This is a genomic window from Pseudomonas danubii (assembly GCF_042980055.1).
Classification (GTDB): domain Bacteria; phylum Pseudomonadota; class Gammaproteobacteria; order Pseudomonadales; family Pseudomonadaceae; genus Aquipseudomonas; species Aquipseudomonas danubii.
Map to the genome: position 1 here is coordinate 724,528 of NZ_CP116502.1, position 14,608 is coordinate 739,135.

13 protein-coding genes and 1 riboswitch are annotated in these 14,608 nt (G+C 61.9%); of the genes, 7 read left to right on the top strand and 6 right to left on the bottom strand.

Annotated features, from left to right (window positions below):
* The first annotated feature begins 15 nt into the window (after positions 1-15).
* Positions 16-1,191, top strand: coding sequence for a murein transglycosylase A (locus tag PFZ56_RS03420; protein WP_170001833.1), 1,176 nt, complete (start codon positions 16-18; stop codon positions 1,189-1,191).
* A 66-nt stretch (positions 1,192-1,257) separates the two neighbouring features.
* On the opposite strand, the gene PFZ56_RS03425 is transcribed toward PFZ56_RS03420, so the two are convergent.
* Positions 1,258-1,641 carry an MAPEG family protein gene (locus PFZ56_RS03425; protein WP_102862043.1) on the bottom strand — a complete coding sequence of 128 codons (384 nt, stop codon included), beginning with the start codon at positions 1,639-1,641 and terminating at the stop codon, positions 1,258-1,260.
* Positions 1,642-1,675: 34 nt separating this feature from the next.
* On the bottom strand, positions 1,676-2,509 hold the full coding sequence (locus PFZ56_RS03430; protein WP_170001831.1) for an EamA family transporter: 834 nt from the start codon (positions 2,507-2,509) through the stop codon (positions 1,676-1,678).
* A 364-nt stretch (positions 2,510-2,873) separates the two neighbouring features.
* On the opposite strand from PFZ56_RS03430, the gene PFZ56_RS03435 reads away from it, so the two are divergent.
* Positions 2,874-4,133: a sodium:proton antiporter gene (locus tag PFZ56_RS03435; RefSeq protein WP_123389898.1), complete on the top strand. Its 1,260-nt coding sequence runs from the start codon at positions 2,874-2,876 to the stop codon at positions 4,131-4,133.
* Here PFZ56_RS03435 and PFZ56_RS03440 read toward each other — a convergent pair whose 3' ends face one another.
* Together PFZ56_RS03440 and PFZ56_RS03445 are read right to left on the bottom strand one after the other, a co-directional pair.
* Entirely contained in the window at positions 4,134-5,021 is an 888-nt protein-coding gene (locus PFZ56_RS03440) for a formate/nitrite transporter family protein (RefSeq protein ID WP_102862046.1), read from the bottom strand.
* 118 nt (positions 5,022-5,139) lie between these two features.
* A complete protein-coding gene (locus PFZ56_RS03445; protein ID WP_060841501.1) occupies positions 5,140-5,535 on the bottom strand; it encodes an acyl-CoA thioesterase in 396 nt (131 codons plus the stop codon).
* A 199-nt stretch (positions 5,536-5,734) separates the two neighbouring features.
* Positions 5,735-5,841: riboswitch (S-adenosyl-L-homocysteine riboswitch) on the top strand.
* A gap of 21 nt (positions 5,842-5,862) precedes the next feature.
* On the opposite strand from PFZ56_RS03445, the gene ahcY reads away from it, so the two are divergent.
* From ahcY to PFZ56_RS03465, 4 genes are all read left to right on the top strand, one after another.
* Entirely contained in the window at positions 5,863-7,272 is a 1,410-nt protein-coding gene (gene ahcY / locus PFZ56_RS03450; protein WP_102862047.1) for an adenosylhomocysteinase, read from the top strand.
* Between the two features lie 189 nt (positions 7,273-7,461).
* Positions 7,462-8,307, top strand: coding sequence for a methylenetetrahydrofolate reductase [NAD(P)H] (metF, locus tag PFZ56_RS03455; RefSeq protein ID WP_170001829.1), 846 nt, complete (start codon positions 7,462-7,464; stop codon positions 8,305-8,307).
* Between the two features lie 120 nt (positions 8,308-8,427).
* The gene (locus PFZ56_RS03460; RefSeq protein ID WP_110594367.1) at positions 8,428-9,243 is read left to right on the top strand and encodes an ABC transporter substrate-binding protein; all 816 of its coding nucleotides are present in this window, start codon (positions 8,428-8,430) and stop codon (positions 9,241-9,243) included.
* Between the two features lie 223 nt (positions 9,244-9,466).
* Positions 9,467-11,338: a DEAD/DEAH box helicase gene (locus tag PFZ56_RS03465; protein ID WP_110594365.1), complete on the top strand. Its 1,872-nt coding sequence runs from the start codon at positions 9,467-9,469 to the stop codon at positions 11,336-11,338.
* 303 nt (positions 11,339-11,641) lie between these two features.
* Here the strand turns inward: PFZ56_RS03465 and PFZ56_RS03470 are convergent, their stop codons facing one another.
* Positions 11,642-12,238, bottom strand: coding sequence for a YceI family protein (locus PFZ56_RS03470; protein ID WP_102881142.1), 597 nt, complete (start codon positions 12,236-12,238; stop codon positions 11,642-11,644).
* 32 nt (positions 12,239-12,270) lie between these two features.
* The gene (locus PFZ56_RS03475; protein WP_102881143.1) at positions 12,271-12,822 is read right to left on the bottom strand and encodes a cytochrome b; all 552 of its coding nucleotides are present in this window, start codon (positions 12,820-12,822) and stop codon (positions 12,271-12,273) included.
* Positions 12,823-13,120: 298 nt separating this feature from the next.
* On the opposite strand from PFZ56_RS03475, the gene PFZ56_RS03480 reads away from it, so the two are divergent.
* Complete coding sequence (locus tag PFZ56_RS03480) at positions 13,121-14,527, top strand: adenosylmethionine--8-amino-7-oxononanoate transaminase (RefSeq protein ID WP_110652416.1); 1,407 nt, start codon at positions 13,121-13,123, stop codon at positions 14,525-14,527.
* The last annotated feature ends 81 nt before the right edge of the window (positions 14,528-14,608 follow it).

Consider the following 14,608-nt stretch of genomic DNA (forward strand, 5'->3'; position numbering starts at 1 on the left):
TCAAGGAAATACAGCATGAACCCGAGCTTCCTCCGCTGGCGTCGCCACCTGCTCTGGACCCTGCCAGCCCTGGCGCTGCTTGCCGGCTGCAACGGCGGCGATAACGGCAAGCCTGCGCCAACCCACGCTTTGGCCACCTACAACAGTGCGCCCTGGGAGTCGTTGCCCAGCGTAACCGATAACGACCTGCTGGCCGGCTTCGGCTCCTGGCGCAGTGCCTGCAACCGCCTGAAAGCCGACCCGGTGTGGGGCGCCACCTGTGCTGCAGCGGCCAACGTGCCACAGACTCCGGCCGCCATCCGCGACTTTCTCAAGGAACACCTGGATGTCTATGGGCTGCGCTCGGGCAGCGGCAGCAGCACCGGCTTGATCACCGGCTATTACGAACCGGTGTATCCCGGCAGCCTGACCCAGACCCGAACGGCCAATGTACCGGTGTACGGCGTGCCGGACGACATGATCATCGTCGCTCTGGACAGCCTCTATCCGGAACTCAAGGGCAAGCGCCTGAGGGGCCGCCTCGAAGGTCGGGTGCTCAAGCCCTATGACGATGCCGCGACCATCGAAGCCAAGGGGGTGAAGGCTCCGGTGCTGGCCTGGCTGACCGATCCGATGGACCTGCAATTCCTGCAGATCCAGGGGTCGGGAAGGATCCAGCTGGATGACGGTCGCCAACTGCGGATCGGCTACGCCGACCAGAACGGCCACCCGTACCGGCCCATCGGCCGCTGGCTGGTGGAGCAGGGGGAACTGAAAAAAGAGGACGTGACCATGGGCACCATCGCCGCCTGGGCCAAGGCCCATCCGACGCGGATTCCCGAACTGCTGGGCAGCAACCCGAGCTACGTGTTCTTCAATCGCAACCCGGACAGCAACGAAGGCCCCCGCGGCTCATTGAACGTGCCGCTGACTTCCGGCTACAGCGTCGCAGTGGATCGCAAGATCATTCCCCTGGGCAGCCTGTTGTGGCTGTCCACCACTCGTCCCGACGGCAGCAGCCTGGTACGTCCCGTAGCCGCTCAGGACACAGGCGGCGCGATTACCGGAGAAGTCCGTGCCGATTTGTTCTGGGGCACCGGCGAGGCGGCCGGACAACTGGCCGGCGACATGAAGCAGCAGGGACAGATCTGGATGCTCTGGCCCAAGGGCGCGGCGCTGCCCAAAGTACCGGAAGTGCCCGATACCCCTTGACCCCAGTAGCCGCCGGCTTGCCGGCGGAGGCGACCATGAAGACGCTTTCGCCGGCAAGAGGGTGTTTCAGACTGAAACGAAGAAGAAACTGGCGATCAGGCCCATGCCCACGAACCACACCAGGGACCGCAGGATCGCCCAGTCCGCCAGGTAGCAGATCATGTACAGCAGGCGGCTGGTGACAAACAGCACCGCCAGGACGTTGATGGTCACCAGTTCGGCGTTACCCGCCACATGGGCAATGATCACTGCCGCAGCAAATGCCGGAGTCACCTCGAAACCATTGAGCTGCGCGTTGTGGGCACGCTTGGGCAGCCCCTCCAGGGTACTCAGGAACGCCCGTGGGTCATGGTTGTAGCGAAGCCCGTATTTGCCTGCGCCCTTGGCGATGGCGGTACACAGGTAGGGCAGAACAATTGCGATCAACACACACCAGAAAGCGACAGTCATGGAGCAAATCCTTTTTTAGAGTTTTAGGGAGTGTTCAGAACTTCATCACCAACATGCCAATCAGCACCAATCCACAGGCTAAGAGCCGTGGCCGGCCGAAAGGTTCTTTCAGGTAGCGCATACCGAACAGCACCACCAGAATCACACTGATTTCACGCAGCGCCGCCGCTTCTGCAATCGAGCCCAACTGCATGGCCCAAAGCACCAGAGCGTAGCTGAACAGTACACAGAAGCCGACGCTCAGCCCCAAGCGCCACTGCTCACGCCAGAACTGCGCGAACGCGGGCCGCTTCCACACCACAGCCACCAGGGGAAAAGGCCAGGCGCTGAGCAGCGTGACCCAGGTCAGGTAGTCCAGCGGGTGCGACCAGCGGCGCAGGGCCTGGCCGTCGATAAAGGTATAGCAACCGATGCACAGGCCGATCAGCGCCACCACCGGCAGCATGCTCCAGGGCAGACGCGCGCCGCCTCCGCCTTGCCAGAGCAGACACAGCATGCCGAAAGGAATCAGCAGGATGCCGAGGATCTGCTGGGTGCTCAGGACCTCGCCGGCAAAGATCAGGGTCAGGGCCAGCACCACCAGGGGCGACAAGCCGCGCATCAACGGATAGACCAGCCCCAGGTCACCTACCCGATACGCCTGGATCAGCAGATAGCGGTACAAGAGTTCGAAGGCCGCCGAGGCGATGATCCAGGGCCAGATCTGCGGCGGCGGCCATTGCAGGAAAAACAGCATGATTGCCACGAACAGCAACGCCACGCTGTCCATGCAGGCCACCACCAGCAATCGTTCACCGCTGAACTTGATCAGGGTGTTCCATGCCGCATGCAGCAGCGCCGCCACCAGAACCAGACTTGTCGCCAGCACCTCACACTCCCTGTTTGCCTGAAGGTCATCGGATCTCGTGCGGCACGGTCATGCTTGGGCAGAGTGCCCGACCACAGAGCGGGATCCTCGCATGCCGGCTGCCCGGCTTGCACTGGTTGCCCGCTTTTTTGGCAGTGGCGACAGCGAATTCGGCAGCATGGGCGTGCCCGGGGCATTTTTACCGCCAGGCCTGCAACGTCGCCCCCTCGCTGCGGTCAATGGGTGCGGCTCAACAGCATTGCCGTGGCAAGGGAGCGGACTCCCGCGCCATAACGAACTGTGTCCCGTCCCGTCGCCGGCACATCAAACCTTTGGCCTGAAAGAGTTCAGGCTGCTTTTCCTGCGATCATCCAAAGGAGTCCGGATGCTTGAACTTGTCGCTGCTTTTATCTGCCTGACCACCCTGCTCACCTACGTCAACTTCCGTTTTATCGGCCTGCCGCCGACCATCGGCGTGATGGTCACCGCCCTGCTCTTTTCCTTGTTGCTGCAAGGACTGAGCTACCTCGGCTTCCCCGGCCTGGAAGAGCATGTCGAGGAACTGATCGGCAAGATCGACTTCGGCGACCTGCTGATGAACTGGATGCTGTCGTTCCTGCTGTTCGCCGGCGCCCTGCACGTCAACCTCAACGATCTGCGCAGCTATCGCTGGCCCATCGGCCTGTTGGCCACCGTCGGCGTGCTGATCGCCACCTTCGTCATCGGCAGCCTGGCCTACTGGATCTTCGGCCTGTTCGGCTGGCACGTGAGTTTCCTCTATTGCCTGCTGTTCGGCGCACTGATCTCCCCCACCGACCCCATCGCGGTGCTGGGCGTACTGCGGACCGCCAACGCCTCCAAGCCGCTGAAGACCACTATCGTCGGCGAGTCGCTGTTCAACGACGGCACGGCGGTCGTGGTGTTCACCGTGCTGCTGGGCATCGCCCAACTGGGTGAAACCCCGACGGTGAGCGCCACTGCCTGGCTGTTCGTGCATGAAGCCATCGGCGGCGTGGTGTTCGGCGGGCTGATCGGCTACCTGGTGTACCTGATGATCAAGAGCATCGAGCAGCACCAGATCGAAGTGATGCTGACCCTGGCTCTAGTGATCGGTGGTTCGGCCATGGCCAGTGAGATCCACGTATCAGCACCGATCGCCATGGTGGTAGCCGGCCTGATCATCGGCAATCTGGGGCGCAACCTGGCGATGAACGACATGACCCGGCGTTACCTGGATGGTTTCTGGGAACTGCTGGACGACATGCTCAACGCCCTGCTGTTCGCCCTGATCGGCCTGGAACTGTTGCTGCTGCCGTTCAACTGGCTGCACCTGGCGGCCGCGAGCCTGCTGGCAGTGGCTATCGTACTGTCGCGCCTGTTGACCGTGGCCCCGGCAATCCTCCTGCTGCGCCGCTGGCGCAGCGTGCCCCGGGGCACCATTCGCGTGCTGACCTGGGGTGGCCTGCGCGGTGGCGTCTCAGTGGCGCTGGCGCTGGCCCTGCCCCTGGGGCCGGAACGCGACCTGGTGCTGAGCATCACCTACATCGTGGTGCTGTCCTCGATCCTGCTGCAGGGTCTGAGCATCGGCAAGCTGGTGCGCCATGTCACCCAGGAAACCCCGGCAGCCAAGACCGAGGCCCACTGATCACTTCTTGATCTGTCGCGGATCGGGTGCCCCTGCCCGATCCGCGTTTTTGTTCGGCGTGCCGCTCTCGCTGCGCACCTGGGCATGGCTGATCAGAGCGAAGATGAAACTGCCGCCGATGATGTTCCCCGCCAGGGTCGGCCCGGCGAACACCTGCCAGAAATCCCGCCACCCCAACTCGCCGGCAAACACCAGGTAAGAGACTTCGGCCGAGCCCACCACGATGTGGGTGAAGTCCCCCAGCGCCATCAGGTAGGTGATGAGGATGATGATCCACATCTTGGCGCTCTCCATGGACGGAATCATCCACACCATGGTGGCGATCATCCAGCCGGAGATAATGCCCTTGGCGAACATCTGCGAGCTGTCGTTCTCCATCACCTTGCGGCCGATTTCCAGAAAGGCCTGGTCGGTTCGGCTGTCGAAGATCGGCAGGTGCAGCATCACGTAGGCCACCAGCAAGGTGCCGCACAGGTTACCCACCAGCACCACGCCCCATAAGCGCAACAACCGCCCGAAGTTCTGCAGGCTCGGCTTGCTCATCACCGGCAATACCGCGGTCAGAGTATTTTCCGTAAACAGTTGCTGGCGCGCGAGAATCACCGCCAGAAAGCCCGCACAGTAGCCGAAGCTGGCGATCACTTTGAAGGCTTCGCCATCCGGCAGGCGGGAGTTGAGCAGGCCCATGCCCATCAGGGACAGGCCCATGGTCAGGCCGGCAGCCAAGGCCGACCACCACAGGGCAGCGACGCTGCGCTCCAGCTCCTGATCGCCCTGGGTGCGGATGATTTCATGCAGGACCGCCGCGCGGGGCGGCTGGTTACGGTCGACGTCCTGCTGCTCCGCGGCCGAAAGACCGGGGGTTTTACCGTCGTGTCGAGTGTCCATGGGAGTCCTGAACCAGGTGGGTCGTATGAGTTACGACATGCGAGGTTCAGGGCTGTTCCGTTCGGATTGGAGACCTCAGGCTGGCGAATGGGGTCAAGGCCCTCGCCGGCGCCTGGGTTCAGGCCTCGTCCTTGAACTGGTCCTTGACGTATTTGATTTCGGTGCGCCCGTGAGGCGCCGGCAGGCCGTCTTCACCCAGGTTGACGAAGACCATCTTCTCTACGGTGAGAATGGATTTGCGGGTGATCTTGTTGCGTACTTCGCAGGTCAGGGTAATGGAGGTGCGACCGAACTCGGTGGCGGTGATGCCCAGCTCAATGATGTCGCCCTGGCGTGAGGCACTGACGAAGTTGATTTCCGAGATGTACTTGGTGACCACTCGCTGGTTGCCCAACTGGACAATGGCGTAGATCGCCGCTTCTTCGTCGATCCAGCGCAACAGGCTGCCGCCGAACAGCGTGCCGTTGGGGTTGAGATCTTCGGGCTTTACCCACTTGCGGGTGTGGAAATTCATATTCACTCCTGACCGTCCTGCCAATTGATGCCCGGCATAATGGCAGACCGGACGGTCATGCTCTACGCAACATCGACTATGGTCGCGATTAACGATCTTCATCCAGGCGACAGAAACACTTTTGGAAGTCTGGCTCTGGCGGCTATAATCGCCACCGTTTCAAAACGGTCATCTGCACTTGATACCGTTTTCCCGCCACCTGTCCGAGGGGCGCTGCAGCAGGCATGACCTGTCAGGCTCGGATGGGGCGTTGTCGGTACAGGCTTCCCTGTACGGACACTAAACGCACAACGGCGCCCATTCGCACACTACGAATGGAGGCTCTTCATGAGCGCTGTAAACACGCCTGCAGATTTTACCGACTACAAAGTCGCCGACATTTCCCTGGCCGCCTGGGGCCGTCGCGAAACCATCATCGCCGAGTCGGAAATGCCCGCTCTGATGGGTCTGCGCCGTAAGTACCTGGCTGAACAGCCTCTCAAGGGCGCGAAAATCCTCGGCTGCATCCACATGACCATTCAGACCGCCGTGCTGATCGAAACCCTGGTTGCCCTGGGTGCCGAAGTACGCTGGTCGTCCTGCAACATCTTCTCGACTCAAGACCAGGCCGCTGCCTCCATCGCCGCCGCCGGCATTCCTGTGTTCGCCTGGAAAGGCGAAACCGAACAAGAGTACGAGTGGTGCCTGGAGCAGACCATCCTCAAGGATGGCCAGCCTTGGGACGCCAACATGATCCTCGACGACGGCGGCGACCTGACCCAGCTGCTGCACGACAAATACCCACAGGTACTGGATCGCGTTCACGGCGTGACCGAAGAAACCACCACCGGCGTACACCGCCTGCTGGACATGCTGGCCAAGGGCGAGCTGAAGATTCCTGCGATCAACGTCAACGACTCGGTGACCAAGAGCAAGAACGACAACAAGTACGGCTGCCGTCACAGCCTGAACGACGCCATCAAGCGCGGCACCGACCACCTGCTGTCCGGCAAGCAAGCGCTGGTCATCGGCTACGGTGACGTGGGCAAGGGCTCGGCCCAGTCCCTGCGTCAGGAAGGCATGATCGTCAAGGTTTCCGAAGTCGACCCGATCTGCGCCATGCAAGCCTGCATGGACGGTTTCGAACTGGTTTCGCCGTTCATCGACGGTATCAACAACGGCACCGAAGCCTGCATCGACAAGGCCCTGCTGGGCAAGATCGACCTGATCGTTACCACCACCGGTAACGTCAATGTTTGCGACGCAAACATGCTCAAGGCCCTGAAAAAGCGCGCCGTGGTCTGCAACATCGGCCACTTCGACAACGAAATCGACACCGCTTTCATGCGCAAGCACTGGGCATGGGAAGAAGTGAAGCCACAGGTACACAAGATCCACCGTACCGGCCATGGCGATTTCGACCCACAGAACGACGACTACCTGATCCTGCTGGCCGAAGGCCGCCTGGTGAACCTGGGCAACGCCACTGGTCACCCAAGCCGCATCATGGACGGTTCGTTCGCCAACCAGGTTCTGGCGCAGATCTTCCTGTTCGGCCAGAAGTACGCCGACCTGTCGCCAGCCCAGAAAGCCGAGCGCCTGACCGTTGAAGTCCTGCCGAAGAAACTCGACGAAGAAGTGGCCCTGGAAATGGTTCGCGGCTTCGGCGGCGTGGTCACTCAACTGACCAAGCAACAGGCTGACTACATCGGCGTGACCGTCGAAGGTCCGTTCAAGCCAGACGCTTATCGCTACTAAGAGCAGCTGCAAGCGTTGAGCTTCAAGCGGCAAGCCAGGGCCACAAGCCGGGCTTGCCGCACAAAGCCTCACGCTTTGCCCCTATTTGCTTAAACAGTGTCAGGCAACAGGCTCCAGAATCAGGAGATGAGCGCACCCACGCTTCTCTTGGCGCTTTCAGCTTGCGGCTTGTAGCTGGAGGTTGCTTCCATGTCCCAAGATCGTCGCTACAGCTTCGAGTTCTTTCCGACCAAGACCGATGCTGGGCATGAAAAACTGCTTGCCACTGCCCGTCAGCTGGCCAGCTACAACCCCGACTTCTTCTCCTGCACCTACGGTGCCGGCGGCTCGACTCGTGATCGTACGGTCAACACCGTGCTGCAACTGGAGAGCGAAGTAAAAGTCCCTGCCGCACCGCACCTGTCTTGCGTCGGCGACAGCAAGGACGACCTGCGCGGTCTGCTGCAGCAGTATCAGGCAGCTGGCATCAAGCGCATCGTTGCCCTGCGCGGCGACCTGCCTTCGGGCATGGGCATGGCCAGCGGCGAGTTGCGCCACGCCAACGATCTGGTGAGCTTCATTCGTGAAGAAACCGGCAGCCACTTCCATATAGAAGTCGCCGCCTATCCGGAGATGCACCCGCAAGCGCGCAACTTCGAAGACGATCTCACCCATTTCGTACGCAAGGCCAATGCCGGTGCCGACAGTGCGATCACCCAGTACTTCTTCAATGCCGACAGCTACTTCTACTTCGTCGAGCGCGTGCAGAAGATGGGCGTAAACATCCCGATCGTGCCGGGCATCATGCCGATCACCAACTACAGCAAGCTGGCGCGTTTTTCCGACGCCTGCGGCGCGGAGATCCCTCGCTGGATCCGCAAGCAGCTGGAGGCCTACGGTGACGACAGCGCCAGCATCCAGGCTTTCGGTGAGCAGGTCATCAGCCAGATGTGCGAGCGCCTGCTTCAAGGTGGAGCACCGGGCCTACATTTCTACACCCTGAACCAGGCCGACCCGAGCCTGGCCATCTGGAACAACCTGAAGCTGCCGCGCTGATCGGCAACCCTTCACCAGGCCCCGGCGTAAACCGGGGCCTTTTTATTTGCCCAAGCCTTGAGCCAGAGCGGCTGGAACTCCCCCTAGCAATTGCATGATCTCTCGTCGTAATCTCCAGCAATGTCCGTCATTGCCCAGCTGCTGATAGCCCTCCTCTGCACTTGCCTGAGCGTCGCCGCCCATGGCGAGAAGCTGCGCATTGTCACCGAACCCTGGGCGCCTTATGTCTATGAGGAAAACGGCAAGGCCCTGGGGCTGGACTACGAAACCACGGCCATTGTCTTTCAGCGTCTGGGGATAGAAGTAGAGTGGCAGTTCCTACCGTGGAAACGCTGCCTGGCCATGCTGGAAACCGGCCAGGCCGACGGAGCCCTGGATATCTTCCATAGCGACCAGCGCGACCGCACCTTGCTCTATCCCAGCGAGCCTCTCTCGGATGTGGAGTTCGTGATGTTCTACGCCAAGCAGCGCCCACATCCGTTCAAGCACCTGGATGAACTCAAGGGCCTGACCATCGGCACCTCTCCCGGCTACCTGTATAGCGATGACTTCAGCAATTCGACCCTGTTCAACCGCGAGCCGGCACCGACCCATGAAGCCAACTTCGGCAAGCTGCTACTGGGACGCATCGACCTGTTGATCACCGACAAGCGAGTGGGCCAGCATCTGCTGGACAGCCTGGGCATTCGCGATCAGGTCAGCCAGAACCCTACGGTCATCAGCCGCCAGAGCCAGTACCTGGCGCTGCGCCGCAACGCCGGGATGGACCTTTTGGTGCAACGCTTCGGCGCCGAACTCAAGCGCTTCAAGCGCGAGCCGGCCTACGCCGAGTTGAGCGCCAAGTACGGGGCGGAACCTGTTCTGCCCCCTGTCAGGTCATCCTCTACCCGGGGGTCAGAAAAAACCGTTGAGCAGCAGGAAAGCAGCGCATACTGATTGCTCTGTTATACTCCGGCCTCCCGCCAGGCTCACGCCCGGACGCTGGAACCTGTTCAAGGCCTCTCCACCCCGCTACGGCGCAGCCAACCGGCCCGCGCGAGCCTGTGTTGGATGAGTCTTCAGGCCAGCAGGACCGGACGGGATTGCGTCCTCTTAAACGCCATTCACGCCCGGCAAGATTATCCCTTTGGGCCAAGCCCTCACTAAAACAGGATTACTCATGTCCTTTGCTTCCCTCGGTCTCTCCGAGGCTTTAGTCGGTGCCATCGAAGCCGCCGGCTACACCCAGCCTACTCCGGTGCAACAGCGGGCCATTCCCGCCGTGTTGCAAGGTCGCGATCTGATGGTCGCGGCACAGACAGGTACTGGTAAAACCGGCGGTTTCGCCCTCCCGATCCTGGAGCGGTTGTTTCCCAACGGTCACCCGGACAAATCCCAGCGTCACGGCCCGCGCCAACCGCGCGTACTGGTCCTGACCCCGACTCGCGAACTGGCCGCGCAAGTGCATGACAGCTTCAAGCTGTATGCCCGCGATCTGAAGTTCGTCAGCGCCTGCATCTTCGGCGGCGTCGGCATGAACCCGCAGGTCCAGGCCATGGCCCGTGGCGTCGATGTGCTGGTGGCGTGCCCCGGCCGCCTACTGGACCTGGCCGGCCAAGGCAGCGTCGATCTGTCTCACGTGGAAATCCTCGTGCTCGACGAAGCCGACCGCATGCTCGACATGGGCTTCGTCCATGACGTCAAGAAGGTCCTCGCCCGCCTGCCTGCCAAGCGTCAGAACCTGCTGTTCTCCGCGACCTTTTCCAAGGACATCACGGACCTGGCCGGCAAGTTGCTGCACAACCCCGAGCGCATCGAAGTCACCCCGCCGAACACCACGGTTGAGCGTATCGAGCAGCGGGTGTTCCGCCTGCCCGCCAGCCACAAACGCTCGCTGCTGGCGCACCTGATCACCGCTGGCGCCTGGGAACAGGTGCTGGTGTTCACGCGTACCAAGCACGGCGCCAACCGCCTGGCCGAGTACCTGGACAAGCACGGCCTGAGCGCTGTGGCGATCCACGGTAACAAGAGCCAGAACGCCCGCACCAAGGCCCTGGCCGATTTCAAGGCCGGCGACGTACGCATTCTGGTAGCCACCGATATCGCCGCCCGCGGCCTGGATATCGACCAACTGCCCCACGTGGTCAACTTCGAGCTGCCTAACGTCGACGAAGACTACGTGCACCGTATCGGTCGTACCGGCCGTGCCGGTCGCTCGGGCGAGGCCATCTCCCTGGTGGCTCCGGACGAAGAGAAACTGCTGAAAAGCATCGAGCGCATGACCAAGCAGAAGATCGCCGATGGCGACCTGATGGGCTTCGATGCCAGCGCCGTGGAAGCCGAGAAGCCGGAAGTGCGCGAGCGTCCGGACGTACGCAACCCGCGCAATCCTCGTGGCCCACGTGGCGACGGCCCGAACGGCGGCGGTGGCGGCGGTGGTCGCAAGGACAAGGGCAAGGACAAGGGCGGCAAAGACAAGCCGGCCCGTGGCGAGCGCCCGGCCCGCGAGCAGAAACCGCGTGAAGGCACTCCGGCCCGCGAACAGCGCCAGCCGACGCCACGTGCCGACCGGGCACCGGATGAGTTCCTCGACGACGACGTGGACAACTTCGGTAACCGCGCTGACTACGTCAGCCCATACCAGAACAAGAACAACCAGGGCCGTGGTCGCCGTCCAGGGGCTCCGGCCCAGGGCGCCGGTGCCGGCAATCCGCCACGCGGCGGCGCTGGTGGTGGTGGCCAGGGTCGCTCCGGCAACCCACGCAACAGCAACGGCAGCACCACCGGCACCGCACCGGCCAAGCGCAGCGGCGGCCCACGCAACGGCGCCCCTCGTGACAGCCAGGGGCGTCGCGACGAGTCGCGCAATCGTCGCCCGAACCGTGACGAACAGCCACGCCAGGAGCCGGCAGTGCAGAATCCTCGGGGCAACCAGCCGAAGATCATGCACAAGGAGTCCAAGGCCGATCGCTTCCCGACGCCTGAGCAACTGGACCAGTTGCCGAGCCGCCCACGGGGCGAGAAGCCGGCACTGCTGACCCGCAATCGCTGAGTCCGCAGGCTGCAATGAAAAACGCCCCTGGTCGCAAGACCCGGGGCGTTTTTTGTGGCGGCTGGTCGAGGCCGCTTTCTGTAGCCGCTGCCGCAGGCTGCGAACGACGGGGAGCCCGGCGCAAGGGCCTGCCAGGCTCACCGGGTTGCATGACGGGCAATAAAAAACGCCCCCGATTTGTGGTCGGGGGCGCTTTTTTGCCTTGGCGCAGGTTGCGATCAGTCCAATAAGGGCTGTGCGAATTGAATCGCGAAGGCCCTGCGGGCCTTATCGCAGCCTGCGGCAGCGGCTACAGACGAAGCATTACTTCGCTTTCACACCTTCGAAGGTGATGTACAGGTCGACGTTGTTGGACGCCGGGCCCAGGTCCATCATCTTGCCGAAATCCTGGCGATTGATGCTGGTGGTGCCTTCGAAACCGGCACGGTAGCCGCCCCATGGGTCCTTGCCTTCACCCAGGAAGGTGGCCTTGACCACAACCGGCTTGGTCACTCCGTGCAGGGTCAGGTCGCCGGCCACGTCAGCGGTCAGCTTGCCGTCGGCATTCTTGCCGGTAGGCTTGACGCTGGTGGAGACGAACTTGGCATCGGCAAACTTGCCAGCGTCGAGGAAGTCCTTGCTGGTGATGTGCTTGTCACGTTCGGCGTGGTTGGTGAACACGCTGGCGGTGCGCACGTTGACTTCGATCTTGGCGTCTTCAGGCTTGGCCGCGTCGAAGCTGAACTTGCCGTCCAGGTCCTTGAAGGTACCGGTGATGAAGCTGTAGCCCAGGTGGCTGATCTTGAAGTCGATGAAGGCGTGCTGGCCTTCCTTGTCGATCACGTAGTCCGCTGCCATCACTTGACCGGCCGCCAATACAGCCGATCCGATTGCCAGAGCGGCGAGAGTCTTTTTCAACATGCTTTCTATTCCTTTTGAGTCGAGGTTGAACATCAGGCTTTGCGACCCAGCATTCGGCTGAGGGTCGCATCACGATCGATAAAGTGGTGCTTCAAGGCCGCCAGACCATGGATGCCGGCAAAGATCACCAGCGCCCAGGCCAGGTACAAATGCACCACGCCTGCTACATCTGCCTGGTCCGGCAGTCCGGAAACCAGGGCAGGAACTTCAAACAAGCCAAACACCGGGATACCGACGCCGTCTGCGGTGGAGATCAGGTAACCGGCAATCATGACCGCGAACAGACCCAGGTACAGGAACCCATGTCCCAACTTGGCCCCCAGGCGGGTCAGACGTCCATGATTGGCCGGTGCCGGTGGTGGTGGGCTGACAAAACGCCACAGCACCCGCAGCAGCATGATCGCAAACAGCGTCAGGCCAATACTCTTGTGCAGGTCCGGGGCGTCTTTGCGCCAGGTGCTGTAGTAGTCGAGACCGACCATCCACAGGCCCAGAGCGAACAATCCGAAGACGGCCAGGGCCACGCCCCAGTGCAGAACAATGCTTACCCAGCCGTAGCGCGAAGAAGAATTACGTAACTGCATCGAGTTGCATCCTGTAAGAAACGCTGACCAAGACTAGCGATTTACCTATCGAATTAAAGCGAAAAATTTTGCTTTGAAATATCGAGAAATACGATCGATAGTCTGGGCCGGGCTCGTTAAGAAAAGATTAAGGACCGTTTCAGAAGACTCAGGGATAACCAAGGGCGGGTGCCCTGGCAGCTCTCAGACACGTCTTTGCGTACAGGGCGCATTTGTCTGACCGCCGCCCCACACAATAGGTTGTCCCGCGGCCATGCATTGCATAGGCTTGCCCGATTCCGCCTCCAGGAGACTCTACATGGGCCTGAATAACCAGTGGATGCAACGCGATCTCGCGGTACTGTGGCATCCCTGCACCCAGATGAAAGACCACGAACAACTGCCTTTGATCCCCATCAAGCGCGGTGAAGGCGTCTGGCTGGAAGACTTCGAAGGCAAACGCTACCTGGACGCGGTCAGTTCCTGGTGGGTCAATGTATTCGGCCACGCCAATCCGCGCATCAACCAACGCATCAAGGATCAAGTGGACCAGCTGGAGCATGTGATCCTCGCCGGTTTCAGCCACCAGCCGGTGATCGAGCTGTCCGAGCGCCTGGTGCAGATCACCCCCGAAGGCCTGACCCGCTGCTTCTACGCCGACAACGGTTCGTCGTGCATCGAAGTGGCGATGAAGATGAGCTTCCATTACTGGCTCAACCGCGGCCAGCCGGCCAAGAAGCGCTTCGTCACCCTGAGCAACAGCTACCACGGCGAAACCATCGCCGCCATGTCGGTGGGCGACGTACCGCTGTTCACCGAGACCTACAAGGCCCTGCTGCTGGACACCCTCAAGGTGCCTAGCCCGGACTGCTACCTGCGTCCCGACGGCATGAGCTGGGAAGAGCATTCGCGAAACATGTTCGCCGCCATGGAACAGACCCTGGCCGAACACCACGACACGCTAGCCGCAGTCATCGTCGAGCCATTGATCCAGGGCGCCGGCGGCATGCGCATGTACCACCCGGTGTACCTCAAGCTGCTGCGCGAAGCCTGCGACCGCTACGGCGTGCACCTGATCCATGATGAGATCGCCGTGGGCTTCGGCCGCACCGGCAGCATGTTCGCCTGCGAGCAGGCCGGCATCCGTCCGGATTTCCTGTGCCTGTCCAAGGCCCTGACCGGCGGCTACCTGCCTCTGGCCGCGTGCATGACCACCGACGAGGTCTACAGCGCCTTCTACGATGACTACCCCACCCTGCGCGCCTTCCTCCACTCCCACAGCTACACCGGCAACCCGCTGGCCTGTGCGGCGGCGCTGGCGACCCTGGACATCTTCGAACAGGACAACGTCATCGAGAACAACCGCGCCCTGTCCCAGCGCATGGCCAGCGCCACTGCGCACCTGGTGGATCACCCCCACGTGGCCGAAGTGCGCCAGACCGGCATGGTCCTGGCCATCGAAATGGTCCAGGACAAGGCCAGCAAGAGCGCCTACCCGTGGCAGGAACGTCGCGGCCTGAAGGTTTTCCAGCACGCCCTAGAGCGCGGCGCCCTGTTGCGTCCCCTGGGCAACGTGGTGTATTTCCTGCCGCCCTACGTGATCACCCCGGAGCAGATCGACTTCCTCGCCGAAGTCGCCAGCGAAGGCATCGACATCGCCACCCGCGACAGCGTCAGCGTGGCCGTGCCCAAGGACTTCCACCCGGGCTTCCGCGATCCGGGCTGAGTCCCTCGCCCCGCTCCTGCACCCTCTGGCGCAGGAGCGGGCTTGTCAGCGAAGCTGCTTCGACACGCACCGCACCATCGT